The organism is Mesorhizobium sp. M1403, assembly GCF_040317695.1.
In the GTDB taxonomy this organism is placed as follows: Bacteria; Pseudomonadota; Alphaproteobacteria; order Rhizobiales; family Rhizobiaceae; genus Mesorhizobium.
On the sequence record NZ_JAMYKY010000027.1, the window covers coordinates 60,067 to 77,940 of the forward strand.

Genomic DNA, 17,874 nt, shown 5'->3' on the forward strand with positions numbered 1-17,874 from the left:
CCGTCATGGCCGTCACAGAGCTGTTCCTCGACAGGCAGCTCAAAGTGGACGCTGAACGTGCCGAGGCGATCCGAACAGTTAGCGCCAAGGGGGAAGATCTGGCAGCCAGACGACAGGCTGTGGACGTGGCAGAAAGGCGTGAGGAAGAATGGCTCGCCGGCGTTGCCGAAGCACTCAAGGGCACCTGGCTCGAGAGCGGGCTTTCGGCGCCCGGAGTCGGGAACGTACTCGATCAATTGGCTGAACTGTCCAAAACCCTTCAAGATCGGGATGCGATGGGGCTCCGCATCGGGAAGATGGAGGCAGACAGAGATGATTTCATTGTCGAGGTTACCGCTGCTACAGCCGAAGCGGGTGAACCGGCGGACGACGACGATCCGGAGCAGTTGGCGATCCGACTTGCTGAGCGCCTCGAGCGCGCCGATCGCATTCGCGAGGCGAAGGCAAACCTCGTTGATGACCTGCAGCGCCTGCGAGATGCTCGTGACACCCTCGATGCGGAAATTGCGGCACACGAGCGCCGCAAGAACGAAGTCTTGGGCGTCTTTGGCGTAGCCACCCTATCCGAAGTCGTGGAACGCGACGAGCTGCTGCGGGACAGAGATCGTCTGCGCGCTGCCGTAGCCGAACTTGAGGAGCAGTTGTCGGCCGAGCTCGCGGTGGAGGGGGTCGTGCAGGCGCGTTCGATATTGGATGCTCTCGATTTCGATAGCCTCGCGATCGAGAAGGCTGAAAGCGAGCAACGGCTTCGGGATCTTGATGAAACGATGCAACAACAGCTTATCCGGCAGACGCGAGCGGCCGACAAGCTGGACACCATTGGCGGCGATAGCGCTGTTGCCCGAATAGATGCCGAACGTCGCACCGTCCTTCTCGAAATCGAGGAAAAGGCCGTCCGCTACATCGAGCTGAAACTGGGAGTTATGTCCGCTGGGAATGCTCTGCGCGTATACCGCGAGCGCCATCGCTCCGGGATGATGGCGCGGGCATCTGACGCTTTCGCGCTCATCACGCGTGGTCAGTACTCGGGGCTGGCAACCCAACCGGTGAAAGGTGGTGAAGTCCTCATCGCGTTACAGCGCGACGGGCAGTCCAAGGTCGCCGACGCGCTGTCAAAGGGCGCACGTTTTCAACTCTACCTGGCCTTGAGACTTGCCGGCTACTACGAATTTGCCCAGTTTCGACCCTCAGTGCCATTCATTGCCGACGACATAATGGAAACCTTCGACCATTTCCGGTCCGAGGAGGTTTTTAAGCTGTTTGGTAAGATGGCAAGTGCGGGGCAGGTGATTTACCTCACGCATCACCAGCACCTATGCGAGATCGCCAAGGCTGTTGTGCCGGGCGTGACGATCCATGAGCTCGGATAGTTGCCTGCTGTCGCGTCGCATGAGTTGATGCCCCTGCTGTAAGCTGAGCGAATGTAGCTGCGGATGTGATCCGCCATGGCGCGTGAGCCCTTCTCATAGATCGGACGGATTACCGCGCTGATTGGAGCCCGGGATGTCGTCAAATTCACGCCCTTGACCGGACCGGACATCTGCGATGGCCAAGACGGAGGTCGGCAATGAGTGTGGTAAGCGGTCATTCGCAAAGAGTCAGCATGGCTCGCTAGCCTCGATCCCGAAATTTGATATGCTCCGGGCGTGCGCATATGAGCACGCACGGGCTAGGCCGCCCAGAACTCTGACCGAGGCGCTGCGATGCCATACTCAACGCCCGCCAACGAGGCGGAGCGGCTTGTTGCAGTTCGAGCGCTCAATGTCCTCGATACCGCGCCGGAGATCGCCTATGACGACATTGGCGAACTGGCTGCGCAGATTTGCCAGTGCCCCGTAGCCTATGTCAGCTTGATGGACGACGACCGCCTCTGGCTAAAGGCCAAGTACGGTCTTCCGCCGAACTTTAACCAGTGTCCGCGCGAAATCGCATTCTGCGCAACGACTGTTTGCGGCACCGAGATGGTCGTAGCGCCCGATCTGCTCATGGATGCCCGATTCAATCATATCCCCTTTGTTACGGGCGAACCGCACTTCAAGTTCTATTGTGGCATTCCGCTTGTGACCGAAGCAGGTTATGCGTTGGGGACACTTTGTGTGATGGATTTCGTGCCGCGTCAGCTGGCCTTTGAACAAACTGAGTCACTGCGCCGCCTTTCGCGCCAGGTGCTGACCCAATTGGAGCTGCGCCGCAAACTCATCGAGTTCGACCAGGCATTGAACGAGCTGGACCACGCGCATGTGGACTTGGTCGCTGAGAAGGCGCGTACCGAAGAGCTGCTCATCAACATCCTTCCAGTATCGATTGCCGACGAGCTCAAGAAGAGCGGCAAGGTGCAGCCGAAATATCAGCCATCGGCGACGATCCTATTTGCCGATTTCAAGGGCTTTACACTACTGGCCGAACGCATGGAGCCCGCCGCGCTCATCGGGCTCCTGGACCAATATTTCACAGCTTTTGACGAGATCGTAATGCGCCATGGGCTGGAAAAGCTCAAGACGATCGGCGATGCTTATATGGCCGTTGCCGGCGTGCCTACGGCCAATCGCCGGCATCCGATCGATGCCTGCCTCGCGGCGCTGGAAATCCACGCCGTCACGGCCCGGATGAAGGCGCAGCGCGAGAAGATGCGGTTGCCGGCGCTGGAGTTGCGTGTCGGAATCCATACTGGGCCGGTCATATCGGGCGTCGTCGGCCGGCGGAAGTTCACCTTCGATATCTGGGGCGATGCGGTGAACACGGCGGCGCTCATGGAAGCGAATGGCGCTCCCGGACGGATCAATGTTTCGGAAACCGTGGCCGGAAATGTCAAGACTTTATTCGAACTGGAGGCACGAGGCGTCATAGAGACCAAGCATGGGCGCAGGCTCGACATGTTCTTCCTTAACCGGCTGAAGCCGGAGTATTCGCGCGATGCGGATGGCCGCATGCCAAGCGAAAAATTTGTCTCCGAATGCAACCGACTGATCAGCGGCTTTCCCGGCTAGGAAGAGAACAACCGAAAATGGGCTGGGGTGTCGGGGGTTCGCAAGGGGCCACTAGCAGAGTACGCCACATACCCAGGATAGCGTCAAAGGACCGGGGGTGGGATCCTGCAATGCGCCGACGAGCGCAATGTGCGAGATCAGGAAATTCCAGGTCCAACACCGTCATGGATTGTTGGGCAGGAATGCTCTACTCTCTTTGACGGGAGGAAATCGGGGCATGGAACGCCGCCTCGCCGCCATTATGGACGCTGACGTGGTCGGCTATTCGCGTCTGATCCGGTCCGATGAGGATGGCACGCTCGCGGCCCTCAAATCTTTGCTTGCTGACCTCATTGGGCCGAAAATCGCGGAACACAATGGGCGCGTCGTCAAGTTCATGGGTGATGGAGTCTTGGCAGAGTTCGCGAGCGTCGTGGAGGCGGTGCGGGCCGCCGCCGAGATGCAGCAGGCGCTAGCTGAACGCAATGAAGTCTTACCGGAAGGGCAACGTATCGAGTTCCGCGTCGGTGTAAATCTGGGCGACGTGGTCATCGATGGCGACGATATCCACGGAGACGGTGTCAACGTGGCGGCCCGGCTTGAGGGATTGGCCGAAGCGGGCGGAGTTTGCGTATCGGCGGCAGTCTACGACCAGGTGCGCGATCGCATTGAGTTGCCGTTCGAGGATCTGGGGGAACAGCGGGTCAAGAATATAGATCGGCCGGTGCGCGTCTGGCGTTGGGTGCGTGACACCGCGGCCTCGTTGTCCAAGGTTGATCCGACGAAGATCCCGCTCCCGGAAAGACCATCCATCGTGGTCCTTCCCTTCAACAACATGAGCCGCGATCCCGAGCAAGAGTACTTCAGTGATGGCATCACTGAGGATATCATCACCGACCTCGGCAAGGCCTCCGCCCTGTTCGTTATCGCGCGCAACTCGGCGTTCGTCTACAAGGACAAGACATTCAGTGTCCTCCATGTATGTCGAGAACTCGGCGTCAAGTTCGCTCTCGAAGGCAGTATTCGCAAGGCCGGCGACCGGGTTCGCGTCACTGCCCAGTTGATCGACGGGTTGAGCGGCGGACATCTCTGGGCAGAGCGCTACGACCGCGAGCTCACCGACATTTTCGCGGTGCAGGACGATATCACGCAGCAGATTGTCACCGCCCTGAAGGTCACGCTGAGCGAGGCGGAAAAATCCCTGATCGTCGATGGCGGCACGAAGGACGTGAACGCCCATGACCTCTACTTGAGGGGTCGCGAGCTGATCTACGGGATCAGGAAAGACCGTGACATTTTCGATCAGGCGACGGCCCTGTTCCGGCGGGCGACAGAGCTCGATCCGAACTACGCCGCACCCTATGCCGGCCTGAGCATGGCCTATATCCTGGATTGGCAGAACCATTGGAGCGACGCGCCCGAGAGATCGCTTAGCCTGGCCGATCGCTTCGCCGGCGAAGCGATCGCCAGGGACCATCAGGAGCCATACGGCCATCTGGTCGCCGCGATGGCCGCCATGTTCATGAGGGACTATGAGCGATGGGCCCACGAGGCCGACAGAGCCTTGTCGATCAACCCCAACTACGCGCACGTTCTGAATCTCCGGGGCAGCTTTCACATCTATACGGGAGAACCGGCCAAGGCCATTTCCTTGATCGAACGCGCCATACGCCTCGATCCTATTTCCCGCCAGCAGCACGTGCATTTTTTGGCCACAGCCTATTTCGTGGCAGGCGATTGCGAGACCGCGGCGACATTGTTCAAAGATCGCATCGCGCTCAATCCGGGCACCGATCTATCGCGCGCCTTCCTTGCATCGGCCCTGGGCCATCTTGGCAAATTGGACGAGGCCGGCGAGGTTTGGCGCGAGCTCAAGGAAATCAATCCGAGGTACTCCCCCGTCGAGCATATCGGCCGCTTGCCATTCAGGGACCCCTCGGATGCCGAGAAGTTCACCGTTGGCCTTCGCAAAGCGGGGCTGGTGCAGTGACCCCGCCACAAATCACGCCCGCGTTCCGATAATAATCGCGCCCGCGTTCCGATAATAAAAGGGAGGAGTCGATGTTTCGGACACCAGTTCTTCTTGCATTTTTGACCGCGTCGGTTGTTGCGCTCGCATCGGTCACGGCCATGGCCGACGACGCACAGATCAAGCGCGGCGAATACCTCGTCACGATCGGCGGGTGCAACGACTGCCACACGCCAGGTTACTTCTTCGGCAAGCCCGACATGTCGCGCTTTCTTGGCGGCTCGGATGTCGGCTTCGAGCTTCCGGGTTTTGGCGTCTTTGTCGGACGCAACATCACGCCTGACAAGGGGACCGGCATCGGTAGCTGGACCGCGGAGCAGATCGTCGCCGCGATTCAGACAGGCGAGCGGCCGGACGGTCGCATCCTGGCGCCGATCATGCCATGGCATGCCTTTGCGCATCTCACCGCGGATGACGCCATGGCGATCGCGGCATTCCTTCAAAGTGTGAAGCCGGTCGACAACGAGGTCCCCGAGCCGTTCAAACCGGGTGAAAAAGTGTCGAGTTTCATGCTTCGGATCATGCCGCCGGGCGAAACCGCGGCCGCTGCGCCGAAATAGGCCGGGACCGACCAGGACGCGATCAGGGACCGTAATATTCAGGTGGGCGGCAGCACAACATTCTGCAGGGATCGTACGCCTTATAGGTAGAGCCAGACGGCAGCAATGGGCAGGGTTGCCCGCGGTCTTGCTTCGGCGAGGGACCACGAACGGGTCGAATTTCGGGCTTAGCGCGAACGACCGCATTGGCGAAGGGCCAGATCCGTTAGGAGTGACCCCCTGACTTCGACGTCACGGTGTCGAATCCGAAAGTGTGGCAAGGCAGTCATCCCTCAGACATGCACGTCGGCGGCGTCCCCTGTCACCGTCGAAGTTGTAGATGGGTCTCGTCAAAGCGCGCCTCACGAATCGGTGCTCGACATCTTAAACTTTCAGGCGTGACGGCGAACAGATGGGCGATCCTTGATCTCCTCTGAGGGGACCACCGAACTTTCCTCTTTCCCTGTGTCTTCGTGTTATTGTGGAGACGAGGAGATGGCCCTGTGAGCGAGAACCGCAAGCTAGCCGCGATCCTGGCCGCCGATGTGGTCGGGTACAGCCGGCTAGCAAGCGCGGATGAAGACCGTACTTTGGCCAGGTTGCGGGCACTGCGCAGCGACCTGATCGACCCCACCATCGCCGTTCACAACGGACGCGTGGTCAAGCGCACAGGGGATGGGGCGCTGGTCGAGTTCCGCAGTGTGGTAGATGCCGTGCGCTGCGCCATGGAAGTGCAGAATGGCATGGTCGAGCGCAATGCCGGCGTGCCGCAGGACCGCCGCATCGAGTTTCGGATCGGGATTCATCTGGGCGACGTAGTCGAGGAAAGCGATGGCGATCTGATGGGCGACGGCGTCAACATCGCCTCGCGTCTGGAGGGCGTCGCTGCTCCGGGGGCCATCTGCCTGTCCGAGGACGCCTATCGCCAAGTCAAGGCGAGGCTCGATCTCTCTGTCAGCGACCTCGGCAACACCCAGCTCAAGAACATCGCCGAGCCGATCCGGGTTTATTCGCTCCGAGTCGGCACCGCGGCTCACGCCAACGCAGTGACTCCCCAATTTCCGGCAGCTCTGCCTTCGACAGCGGCACCCCCAAAGTTATCGATCGCCGTGCTGCCCTTCGCCAACATGAGCGGTGATGCCGAGCAGGAATATTTCGCCGACGGAATCTCCGAAGACATCATCACGTCTTTGTCAAAACTGTCGCAGCTGTTCGTGATCGCTCGCAATTCGTCCTTCATTTTCAAGGGCAGGAACGTGAACGTTCAAGAGGTGGGCCAGAATCTCGGCGTGCGCTACGTGCTGGAGGGCAGCGTCCGCAAATCCGGCAACAGGGTACGGATCACCGCGCAGCTTATCGACGCGACCACGGGCGGACATCTGTGGGCGGAGCGTTTCGATCGCGACCTGACCGACATCTTTGCCGTGCAGGACGATGTGACGCAGCAAATTGTCGACGCGCTCGCGCTCAACCTGACGGAGGGCGACCAGCAGCGGCTCGCGACCGAGCAAACCGACAACCTGGAAGCGTATGACTGCTTTCTGCATGGCCGAGAGCAGCTATGGCGGTTCACGAAAGCGGAAAACATCCAGGGCCGGGAGCTGTTGCAGCGCGCCGTCGAATTCGACCCGAAATTCGCTCCCGCCTACGCGTTCCTCGCGTTCGCAAACATACTGGACTATTCAAACCAATGGAGTTCGTCGTGGTCGAACGCAATGGCACAAGCGGAAATGTTCGCGGCACGGGCAGTGGGGCTCGACGATCGATATCCTTACGCGCATTGGGCGCTGGGCATCGTCGAATTGTATTCGCGACGGCACGAGGCGGCCATCTGCTCAGCTAAAACGCTTGATCGCTCTTGCGCCAAATCTTGCCGAGGGGCACGAAAATCTCGGTTACGCACTGCATTATTCCGGCAAGCCTGAGGACGCACTCCGGTGTTTCGACAGGGCAATGGCCTTGAACCCGTATTATCCGGACGTGTACCTTCACTTCCAGGCGCAAGCGATGTTTCAGTTGCGCAGGTACGAAGAGGCAATCGGCATCCTGAGGCGGCGACTTGTTCGTAACCCTTCCACCGACGTCTCACGCGTGCTCCTGGCGGCGAGCTACGGCCATCTGGGCCGCTTCGAAGAAGCCCGCCAGGAGTGGCAGGAAGCGTTCCGCGTCAACCCTGATTATTCTTTGGAACATCGCCGCAAAGTGTTGCCCTACAAGAACCCCGACGATTTCGAGTTGATCGTGGATGGCCTTCGCAAGGCCGGCCTGGTGTAATTACCTGACCGGGCGAGTGTCCGGTCTTGAACCTTCTGCAGCCACTCGCCTGAAGGAGGAATAAAGACCGGTGTTGGCGCATTGTGCCGTTTCGGAACGGATGTCCTGGGGCAGGATCGCGGATCAATATAAGGTCAAAGTTGCATAAGATTGCAGAGAGGAATGTGTCCCGAACGGGAAGTTCTGACCCACCCTACTCCGTCCTTAGATCGATCGACGCGAATGACCGGAAGGGCTCGTAGGTGGACACCGCACCGGCCTAGTCAGAGAGATTTCTGCCATCTCGACGACGATGAGCAAAGCGGAGTGGCTTTCTACACTGTGCATGTCAGTCTGTCGTGTGCGGAATTCGAAAGGCTGAAGGGACTGACTCTAGCGCCGAGTCTGCCCGCCGAAGTTTTTTGCGCTTCGGGTAGACCTTTGCCGGATGCCGCGCTGAGCAAATTTGGGTGGCGAGCGGGTGGACAAATGCTCTGATCCCGCGAATGCACGTGCGGTAAGATGTTGCGTGGTAGATCATTTGCAAGGCGAACCTGGAGAGCGGATGTGCGCCGCCACCCGTCTCGCGTAGGTAGGAGGCAACCGTTGGTTGCCGAACCGGTTGGTATCCGGCAAATATCGAAATCCAACGTCATGTTCGGGCAGATTCCCAACTCTGCCTGAATCTGCAAACTGGAAATTGAACATCAAGATGGCACCAGACGACAACGCAGATTTCGTGGAGGACACGTCAACAACGACACGAGACCGCATCAAGGCGGTTGCGGCGGAACTGTACGTACTGCACGGCCACGACGGATTCAGCTTCGGTGATATTGCCGGGGCAATCGGCACCACGCGCGCCAATATCCATCATCATTTCGGCAACAAGCGCCAATTGATGGAGGAACTGATCGAGGACATCGCGTCCAACGCCCAATCGCGCATCGAGCGCTATTGGATGGCGGGCAACCTGACATTTTCAAAGCGGTTGGCCATGCAGCTCGACGATTTGCAAAGCTACTATCAAAGGTTCAACAAGACCGATGAGGACCGTCATGTCTGGAGCCCAATCTCGCGCCTGCGACACGACCTGCCCCTTTTGGGCGCGGAAGCGGTGGGCGCTCTGGAGCGCGTCAACCGGAAATATGATGTCTGCCTTCGTCATGCCGTCATGCAGGCGATCGCATCCGGTGAATTGCGGGCCGAAACGCCGGTCGACGACGTGGTCCGGATTTTTCGCGTCACGCTTCTGTCCTGTCCCCCGATGACCCAAGATACCGGAAGCTTCGAGGAAATAGCCCTTCTGTTCGACGCGCTCGCTCATTCCGTCCTCGCCGCCTGGAAAGGGCCGCATCAGCCGGATTCATGATCATGGAGGTCCAGACCACAAAGGCCGTTGACAGTAAGCGCGACGGCAGTTACCTACTTGCACGTAAGTCAGTGATCGCCGCCGCTTCTGATGAGACCGGAAGGCGGTACCGAGGGAGGTTACCGGAAGTGTTACGCGACGAGAAATTCGCCAAATTCGAGGTGCTGCCGCTCACGGGCTCGCTCGGTGCGGAAATCCGCGGCGTCGATCTGAATACGGTCGGGGACGAGGTGTTCAAGGACGTCTTTCGCGCCCTCCATGAATATCATGTGCTGGCGGTGCGCGACCAGGATCTGACGCCGGCCACGCTGCACAAGGTCGCCCGCAGGTTCGGGCCCTTTAGCGGCAATCCGGTGCACACGCCGCTCGACGGGTTCGACGACATCGTCAAATTCGTGCGTGAACCCGACGACACGGGCAAGGTCATCGGGGAAGACTGGCACATGGATCTGGCTTGGCTGTCCAAGCCGCCAGGCATCACAATACTTTATGGAGAGGAAGTACCTCCCGTTGGCGGAGACACCTGCTTCACTAGCCTCGAACGGGCCTACCAGTCCCTGTCGCCGCGACTAGTGTCTATCCTCGAAGGGCTCACCGGCATCCATCGCGGACGCGGTGTCTTCGCCATTAACGCTTCGCAGAAGCGGCTCGGGGTGAGCAAGGACATGGAGGCGATCGAGAATGCGGCCGTGGGGCATCCCGTCATCTGCATCCATCCGGTTACCGGCCGGCGCTATGTCTTCGTGAGCTCCGTGTTGACCAATTTCAAGGGGATGACCGAAGAGGAAAGCAAACCGCTCATCGACTTCCTGATGGCGAGGGCGATCCGACCGGAGTTCAACTGCCGCCTTCGCTGGGAGCCGCGGACGCTGGGGATGTGGAACAACCCCTATGTGCTGCACACCGCCATCAACGATTATCCCGGATACAGGCGCGTTATGTACCGGACGACCGTGGAAGGGGAGGTTCCTCTCGCAGCTTTGAACTGAGCGGTGCGGCGCAAGGAGGTCGCCGCCACGCCAAGTACTCAAAACGTGCCGTCACTGTCGATCATGGAGTGATGGTGCCACAATCTGCTGGCAGTCATGATCGGGGAGGAAGGATGCAAGCGCGCGTAGAGCGGGTGCGACGAAGTTTGACGGACACGCTCCCGTTCATTGCGCCCGTGCACGTGATGGTGCTGGGCATAATTGTGATTCCGTCGCTGTTCGTCGTTTGGCTGAGCTTTCACGCGTCAACCTTCGGCCAGACGGCAAGATTCGTCGGATTCGACAATTATGTACGGGTTCTGAGCGACACCTATTTCTGGCGTTCGCTTCTCAACACCGTGATCATTATTGCGGCTGCCGTGCATCTCGAACTGCTCATCGGTCTCGGCATGGCGCTGCTGTTTGCCGGCGGGTTGCCCTTTCAGCGCATTCTACTTGTCATCGTGCTCGCACCATATGCGATCAGCGAAGTGACGGCCGTCGCCATGTGGCGGTTTTTGTTCGACCCCGATGTCGGGCCTGTGACCGTTGCCGTCCGATCGCTCGGCCTACCGCCTCTGGATTGGACATTTGTCCCCGAGCACGGCCTGGCGTTAGTCGGCCTGCTCACCATCTGGCTCCACCTGCCATTCACCTTCATCATTCTCTACGCCGCCCGGCTGGCCATTCCCAAGGACCTTTACGAGGCAGGCAAGACCGACGGCGCGTCCGCGTTCCAGCTTTTCCGCAATATCACCTTGCCGCTGCTGATGCCCGCGATGCTGATCGCCGTGCTGTTCCGCTACATCTTCGCCTTCCGGCTGTTTTCCGAAGTCTGGCTCATGACGCAGGGCGGACCCGCCCGCACGACCGAGGTCGTCGCGGTGTACCTCTATCTCGAGGCCTTCCGCTACAATTCCTTCGGGACGGCTGCTGCGACCGCATGGATCATGGTGATCATCTCGCTGTTGCTGGCGTCTGGCTATATCTGGCGACTGCGAAAGGAGACGGCAGCCAATGCGCACTGATCGCCTTCTCGCCGGCATAGGCAAGGGGTTCGCCGTTGCCGCAATCATCGTGTGGTCTATCTTTCCGATTGCCTTCATCGTGTTGTCGTCGTTCAAGCCGGGACGCGACATTTTCACGGTGCCACCGAAGTTCTTCTTCGAGCCGACATTCGCCCATTATCTCAACCTGTGGGAACGCTGGGGGAGCTTTTTCGATGGGCTGTTCAACAGCCTCATCGTGACTGCCGGCGCGGCGATCCTTGCAGTCGCCGCCAGTTCGCTGGCCGGTTATGCCTATTCGCGTCACCAAAGCAGGTGGCTTGCAGGATCGGTCTTCTTCCTGATCTGTGTTCGGCTCATTCCTCCCATCGTCGTCACGCTGCCGCTGTTTCCAATGGTCAACTGGATGGGGCTCAATGATACGCATCTGATACTCATCGTGCTCTACGCCACCTTTTTCGTGTCGCTCGGTACGGTGCTGATGCGCACCTTCATCGACCAGGTGCCACGCGATCTCGACGAAGCGGCGGTGCTCGACGGCGCAAGCCGGCTGACGATCCTGCGCAAGATCATCCTGCCGCTGGCCGCGCCCGGCATGATCGCGGTCGCCGTCTTCGTAGTTGTCTTTGCCTGGAACGAATTCCTGTTCGCTTTCATCTTCACCGCGACCAAGGCCAAGACCGCGCCATTTGTGCTTTCGGAAATGATCAGTTCCGTCGACGGCGTGGATTGGGGCGTACTGTTCGCCGCATCAACCATCCAACTGGCGCCGGTGCTGCTGTTCGTAATTTTCATGAACCGATTTCTTGTAGCCGGCCTGACTGCCGGCGCAACAAAAGGGTGACAGATAGTCACCGAAACCAGGGAGGAAAAACAGTGACCTTGAATCTGACCAGACGACATTTTTTGGCCGGCACGACAGCGGCCGGTGCGACAATGCTCCTCGCTCGCCCTGCCTTCGCGCAGACCAAGACGCTCAACGTGCTTTCCCACCTTGTGCATCAAAATGTGCTCACCAAGGGGACTGCCGGCGACGTGATCGCGCCGTGGCGCGAAGCTGAAGGGGTGGAGATTTCCTGGACGACGCTGGACAGCAATCCGCTTCAGGACCGGCTATTCCGCGAAGCCAGCCTCAACCAGACGGATTTCCAAATCGGCTACGTGATCGACAACAGGGTGACACCCGAAATCGCGAGCCTGTTCGAGCCGCTCGACAGCTTTCAGGCGGCCGACCCGATCGAGGATTTCAACGACATAGCGGCGGGGCTTCGGTCGGCTATGACGGTCGGCGGCAAGTTGGTCGGCATTCCGGTCCGCCATGCCACCCAGGCGCTTTTCTATAACGAAGCGCTGCTGGAGGAAGCCGGCGTCGGCGCGCCGCCGGCAACGATCGAGGAACTTGTGGAGCAAGCCAAGAAGCTGACCTTTACGTCGAAGGCGGGTACGCCCGTCGTCGGCATGACGCTCGCGAGTGACCTCGCCGTGTTCCCGGTCATGTTTGCACGTGCCTTCGGTGGCGACTTCATCGACAGCCAGTTCAAGGTCGTTCCCAACCCCGAAGCCATGGAGAAGGGGCTGAGCGTGCTTGCTGACCTGTTCAAGGCCGGTGCGCTGCCACGCAGCTACGCCACCACCCGCAACGACGACATGGTGACCTGGCTGCAGCAGGGCCGCGCTGCTTTCGGGGTGCTGCCTTTCGCGCGCTTTGCCCAGCTCAACAATCCCGAGCAGTCCACCTTCCCCGGCAATATCAAAGCCGTGGCCTTCCCTGGCTCCAAAGCGCTGTCGGGCGGCGCGGAAATGGCGGCGGTCGTGGAATCATGGGCGATGGCGGTCCCCGCCAATTCCACCGACAAGGAGCTTTCCTGGAGCTTCATCAAAGCGGTCTCCAGCAAGGCGGTCACGCTTGGGGCGGCACGAAACGGTAATGGACCGGTTCGCGTATCCACCTATGCGGATGCCGAATTCTCGGCATCCCAGCCGCTCGCAAAGGTAGAAGCCGCCACGCTGGCCAAGGCGCGTCCGGCATTCCCGGCCTTTCCCGAAGCCGTGCGTGCGCAGGCGACTTTCCTTGAGGAGGTGCAACTCGCGGTGCTTGGGCGCAAGTCGCCACAAGAAGCTGTCGCGGCGATCGTGGAGCGGGTTACGCCACTCATGCCAGCTTGACCGGCCGGATTTCGCTGCTTGGAAGCAGGTTGATTTACGTCATTACCCATGAGCGACGGCATCGGCCGGTTTGCTGGGATGCTATTAGTTGTGAGAGACGGAAGCCGATCCGGCCCGCCAGGGTACATGAATTGCCATCGGCGTGCTTTCATGTTTGCTGGAACTATGTCACGTCCTCGCTTGCTGCCCGAAAATACTTTCCCGACCTATGCGTACCTGCCTGGCAAACATCCCCATCCGGTGCGCGATCCCCTGGGCCACAGTTACCAAAACGACCCGGTGACCGTCGCGGTTGAGGAAGCTCTAGGCTCAGATTTATTTCGTTGGGGAATCGACCTTTTCAACCACGGCTACTACTGGGAAGCTCATGAGGCTTGGGAGCCTCTTTGGCACGCTGCGAAACAAAGCACTCAGTATCGCCTATTCTTCAAGGGATTGATCCTGTTTGCGGCGGCCGGGGTCAAGATCCGCGAGGGCAAGAGGGTCGCTGCCGCGCGCCATGCGGCAAGAGCTGCAGCGCTTCTTCGTCAGGTGGTGAGCGCGCCGAGCCCGCCTTTTGAAGCCGCACTCGGGATGCCAGCTGCCGCGCTCGCAGAACACGCCGAAGCGGCCACAACTTCCCCGGCTGTTTTGCAGGAGCCGGCGCCTGGCCAGCCTGAGCCCGTTTTCGATTTCATCCTCGCACCAAAATCCGAGAGTGTCTGATTGGCAATCCTACGATACCGTTCAAGGTCAGCTTCGTCAGCGGGAAGCGGGCGTTGATCGTAGGTCAAGCGCAGGGTTCATCGGTTGCGCGCCGGGTTATCGTTTGGAACGACGGGAAGACCAAAGACGTTCTCGTGCATACTGCATCCGTTAGCCACAGTGTTCTAACGCTTGTTGTCGGAGGCGTACCATGTTTGGCAACTCCGGCATCTCCGATCCGATTGGCCGTGGCGAGGAACAGGTCGAGCCGGTCACGTGGGGATGCCGCGATGATCTGGTGGTAAGCATCGGTACTCATGGCTTCGCCTCGTGCGGGTCCGCTCTCAGGATTTCGCGGAGGAACTCCTGCATCCAGATCGGCACGGCGGAGAGACCGGCGCGCAGATCCTCGCGAATGGCCTCGCCGTGCTTGGGGTCGGCAAACAGGCGGCGCAACGTCGCCTGGATACGCTTGCGTTCGCCCTTCTGGGTCAGCATGTCCTGCATCCAATGCAAGGCCTGGACGACCCGCATCCCCGGCCGATCCGCCCAATAGAGGCGGCTAGGGGCAGCGTATTTGAAGTGGATTTCTTGCGTGCCGAGCTTGATTGGCTTCAACCGCGCATCGACTAGCACTTCTATCCGGGCGGGGACGGCGGTCGTCAGGCCGAGGTCGTTGGCGGCCGTCATACCATCGATGACGGCGCGCGCCCGATCGCGGCGCGTGACGGCGCGGATCACAGCGCGATAATCCGGCACGGTGGCGCGGCCAGTCAGGTTGTTCGTGTGCGGCCGGTCATAGAGACCTCGGTCGATCCGGCGCAGCTCCCCGGCGGTTGCCAGGCGCTGCAGGGTTTTGTCCACGGCGGCGCGCGCGCCGAGATCGGCGAAGTCGCCGGGGGTCCAGACCTCGTCGGGTTTGGACTCAATGCGGGCAAGCAGGCGCGAGCGAAGATCAGTATCGGGCTCAACTATGGGCATGTCCGAAGTATGCTACAAGTTTCGGACAAAGGCAAGGTATGAGTCCGAAGTATGCTACAAATTTCGGACACTCCGTGGCGCCCAAAACCCAAAAATGGAACTCGCATTTTCGCATTGAAGGATATGACCCGAGGTGAGAGGTGCCGTGCGTCGGGGCCGGCGTCCGAAAGCCCTCCAGGGAACGAACCCGCGGGTGGTGATCGCGGTTTCGACCCTATGGGGATTTGACGCAGAGCTGCCATTGCTCCGCAATTAGGCCCTCGCCGACATGCTAGACACGGTCCAGGAACTCGAGCACCCGCCGCGTGAGCAGCGCGCTGGCAGCCGCGTCGTACGACGGGAGCGAACTGTCGGCGAAGTAGTGCTGGTCGCCGGGATAGAGGAACAGTTCCGCGTCCTCGACCTTCTCCACGATCTCGCGAGCGGCGTCGATGTCGCCCTCGCCGACGAAGATCGGGTCGTTATCCATACCGTGGATCTGGACCGGGACGCCGTCCGGCCATGGAATGGCGGGGCTTCAGAAGTTGGCTACGGCTTCACGACTGGCCACTTGGCTGCATAGTCGAACGAAACGCGGTTACGCCCCCGTTGTTTCGCTTCGAAAACGCACCGCCCCGCGGCACGAAGAACGTCTTGGGTATCTGCACCAGGAGGTATTTCTGTACCCCCGATGCTGACAGTCACCTTCACGCCGTCCTGTTGCCCTTTCACCCACGGACTCCCCTCGATAAGACGACGGATGTTCTCCGCAATGGTACTTGCCTGCTCTTTGCGCACGTGGCGTAGTAAGACCCCAAACTCTTCCCCGCCAAGGCGACCAATCGAGTCCCCTGGGCGCGTCCCATAGACGAGCGCCTTTGCAATTCGAACCAGAGCCTCGTCACCCTTGGAATGCCCGTGTTTGTCGTTGATTACGGAGAAGTGATCCGGATCGATCAGAAGAAGCGTGTCGTATTCCCCTTCGTCACGCTTCCTGTCCATTCTTGCGATGAATTCACCGCGACTGAGGAGCCCTGTCATCGGGTCGTGGCTGGTTACGAAGGTGAGCCTGTCATGCGCCTCTCTCAGGGCTGCATGTGACTTCTCCAACTTGTCGCAAGTATCCTGGATCGTTTCCGACTGGCTGAAGATGTAGGCACTGACCGGCATTCCGATCAGAATGGGAATGAAGGTACATTCCACCCAACTCAGCCAGTCAATCGGCATTTGCAACGCAAGTCTGGCCGTGAACGACAGCCCGAAGGTCGCGACTACCGCGATCATCGTCACGACTAATGATTTGCCCAGAATACGCTTGGTGCGCGGCGTCATATTGCTTCTTTAGCCATTGGCGCTGAACAGGCGGTTACCATGTCGATTTATTCTGGCCTCCAAGTGGTCATCGTTATCCCCGAAACCGTTCGGTGGTCCAACGGATCTTGCCGTCGACCTTCGTCAGTTTGTGGATCACCAGCCGCTTGGGCAGGTGCTCGGGATGCACCTCGAGCAGAGTGATTTTCACCGTCGGCTTGCAGCGGCTGCAGTCGAATTTGAGCTTCAGGGGATCGGCGCCGCCGCCATAGACCATCATCAGGTCGGCCGAGCGGCAGTAGCGGACATTGCCGCAACTGCACTCGGCCTTGACGAGCATGTTGTGCCGGGTCGCCTTGCCCAGCATGTCGATCGGATCGTGCGCCATGAGAACAGAAAAGGAACATTTTCCTTGATCGTCAAGACCGGGTATGGAATCTTTCAACCAAATCCGAGCAAAGAAACTGGCCAATGAGCGACGAACTGATCCGTATTCCAGGTGCCTTAGCCGCCGATGATCGCGTAGTATCCACGACAATCGCGTGGTGGTACATTCGCTTGATTTGGCGAATGTTTTGGTCGTCAAACTCACCGGGAAACCGGGGAGGTGGTCATGAGAATTATTGCCACTCTAGCATGTGTCGCCTTGCTTGCAGGTTGCGCAACGGCGGGCCCCCCAGGGCCCCAAGGGCCTGTCGGTCCACAAGGTCTGCCCGGCAAGCAGGGACCTAAGGGTGCAATGGGGGCTGAGGGTCCAGCGGGGAAGGACGGCGTCAGCGGTTGGGAAATCACCCAGTATGCAAGTGCGAGCGATGCAAGCCCAGACAAATCCGCACAGGCTTGGTGTCCCAAGCCAAAAGTCGTCATAGGTGGCGGTGCCAGCGCGTCAAATTCAAATGCTCTAATTTCTAGGAGCTTGCCGGTTACTTCCCCAGCTCCAGGGTGGGTAGCACAAGCGCATGTAGCCGCTACGCCCCCAACAGCTTGGACGCTGACAGCATACGCCATTTGCGCGCTTGTCAAATAGTCGGCGCTTGGCCGGGCCGGTGAACTTTGCGTTGTCGCGCCTTCGAGACACAAACGCCGTTCTAGTCCTCCTCCCGAAAATCCTGCAGCGAGGCATGCCGCAGATCCTCTTCGCCGCGCAAGTGCTTGGCTGTCAGGGAACATCGACGACACCGAGCGCATGACAATGAGAATCGCGTCGGTCGATGTGGACGAGGCGATCCTGGCAATCTCCGAGCGGGTTCGGGCGCTTGCGGACCGCAAAGTGCGGTATGTCTCTGCAGGCCTGGACCTGCCAAGTCGCAGGACCGAGCTGCAAATACTCGATAAAGCCGTGGCGATTTGCCTTGCCGCTCTTGGAAGGTCGTCCGAGCCGGACCCTGCCACGCTACTTTTGCCTGCTGCCACAATCGGCGCTGTCCGCGCCATGCTCGAGGAGCGATCGGGAATCGCCACCAGCGTGCGCGTTGCCCGCAACGAAGCCGCGGCGGCGCTCGATGCACTACAGGCGGCACGCGAGCGGGTTGCCGCCGATGAGTTCATCCGCCGCTTCCTGCTCCATGTCCTGCCGCGTGGGTTCCACCGCATCCGTCACTATGGACTGCTCGCCGGCT

At 59.8% G+C, this 17,874-nt stretch carries 13 protein-coding genes and 3 pseudogenes; 12 read left to right on the top strand and 4 right to left on the bottom strand.

Annotated features, from left to right (window positions below; translation table 11 throughout):
* Nucleotides 1–5 precede the first annotated feature (5 nt).
* From NKH01_RS29105 to NKH01_RS29155, 11 genes and pseudogenes are all read left to right on the top strand, one after another.
* The gene (locus tag NKH01_RS29105) at nucleotides 6–1,370 is read left to right on the top strand and encodes an ATP-binding protein (RefSeq protein WP_353023634.1); all 1,365 of its coding nucleotides are present in this window, start codon (nucleotides 6–8) and stop codon (nucleotides 1,368–1,370) included.
* A 333-nt stretch (nucleotides 1,371–1,703) separates the two neighbouring features.
* Nucleotides 1,704–2,987 carry an adenylate/guanylate cyclase domain-containing protein gene (locus tag NKH01_RS29110; protein WP_353023636.1) on the top strand — a complete coding sequence of 428 codons (1,284 nt, stop codon included), beginning with the start codon at nucleotides 1,704–1,706 and terminating at the stop codon, nucleotides 2,985–2,987.
* Nucleotides 2,988–3,204: 217 nt separating this feature from the next.
* Entirely contained in the window at nucleotides 3,205–4,956 is a 1,752-nt protein-coding gene (locus tag NKH01_RS29115) for an adenylate/guanylate cyclase domain-containing protein (protein ID WP_353023638.1), read from the top strand.
* Between the two features lie 140 nt (nucleotides 4,957–5,096).
* Entirely contained in the window at nucleotides 5,097–5,555 is a 459-nt protein-coding gene (locus NKH01_RS29120; RefSeq protein WP_353023640.1) for a cytochrome c, read from the top strand.
* Between the two features lie 482 nt (nucleotides 5,556–6,037).
* A pseudogene (locus NKH01_RS29125) lies at nucleotides 6,038–7,808 on the top strand (adenylate/guanylate cyclase domain-containing protein).
* A 679-nt stretch (nucleotides 7,809–8,487) separates the two neighbouring features.
* Nucleotides 8,488–9,159 (top strand): TetR/AcrR family transcriptional regulator, encoded by a 672-nt coding sequence (locus tag NKH01_RS29130; RefSeq protein ID WP_353023642.1) that lies wholly within the window; start codon nucleotides 8,488–8,490, stop codon nucleotides 9,157–9,159.
* A 2-nt stretch (nucleotides 9,160–9,161) separates the two neighbouring features.
* Entirely contained in the window at nucleotides 9,162–10,148 is a 987-nt protein-coding gene (locus NKH01_RS29135; protein WP_353023644.1) for a TauD/TfdA dioxygenase family protein, read from the top strand.
* Between the two features lie 146 nt (nucleotides 10,149–10,294).
* Complete coding sequence (locus NKH01_RS29140) at nucleotides 10,295–11,155, top strand: carbohydrate ABC transporter permease (protein ID WP_353023646.1); 861 nt, start codon at nucleotides 10,295–10,297, stop codon at nucleotides 11,153–11,155.
* Nucleotides 11,145–11,978, top strand: coding sequence for a carbohydrate ABC transporter permease (locus tag NKH01_RS29145; protein WP_353023648.1), 834 nt, complete (start codon nucleotides 11,145–11,147; stop codon nucleotides 11,976–11,978). The genes NKH01_RS29140 and NKH01_RS29145 overlap by 11 nt, the downstream gene beginning before the upstream one ends.
* The gene (locus NKH01_RS29150) at nucleotides 11,864–13,300 is read left to right on the top strand and encodes an ABC transporter substrate-binding protein (RefSeq protein ID WP_353023650.1); all 1,437 of its coding nucleotides are present in this window, start codon (nucleotides 11,864–11,866) and stop codon (nucleotides 13,298–13,300) included. Before NKH01_RS29145 ends, NKH01_RS29150 begins: the two co-directional genes overlap by 115 nt.
* A gap of 48 nt (nucleotides 13,301–13,348) precedes the next feature.
* Entirely contained in the window at nucleotides 13,349–14,005 is a 657-nt protein-coding gene (locus NKH01_RS29155) for a DUF309 domain-containing protein (protein ID WP_353023652.1), read from the top strand.
* 294 nt (nucleotides 14,006–14,299) lie between these two features.
* Here the strand turns inward: NKH01_RS29155 and NKH01_RS29160 are convergent, their stop codons facing one another.
* The 4 genes and pseudogenes from NKH01_RS29160 to NKH01_RS29175 all read right to left on the bottom strand — a co-directional run bounded on the left by NKH01_RS29160 (nucleotide 14,300) and on the right by NKH01_RS29175 (nucleotide 16,643).
* Nucleotides 14,300–14,965, bottom strand: a complete 666-nt coding sequence (locus NKH01_RS29160; RefSeq protein WP_353023653.1) for a DUF6088 family protein — start codon at nucleotides 14,963–14,965, stop codon at nucleotides 14,300–14,302.
* 271 nt (nucleotides 14,966–15,236) lie between these two features.
* Nucleotides 15,237–15,470: pseudogene (locus NKH01_RS29165) on the bottom strand (dienelactone hydrolase family protein); the annotation flags it as partial.
* Nucleotides 15,471–15,493: 23 nt separating this feature from the next.
* Complete coding sequence (locus tag NKH01_RS29170) at nucleotides 15,494–16,276, bottom strand: GGDEF domain-containing protein (RefSeq protein WP_353023655.1); 783 nt, start codon at nucleotides 16,274–16,276, stop codon at nucleotides 15,494–15,496.
* Between the two features lie 73 nt (nucleotides 16,277–16,349).
* Complete coding sequence (locus tag NKH01_RS29175) at nucleotides 16,350–16,643, bottom strand: hypothetical protein (protein WP_353023657.1); 294 nt, start codon at nucleotides 16,641–16,643, stop codon at nucleotides 16,350–16,352.
* Nucleotides 16,644–17,780: 1,137 nt separating this feature from the next.
* Between NKH01_RS29175 and NKH01_RS29180 the strand changes: the two are divergent.
* A pseudogene (locus NKH01_RS29180) lies at nucleotides 17,781–17,874 on the top strand (transposase); the annotation flags it as partial.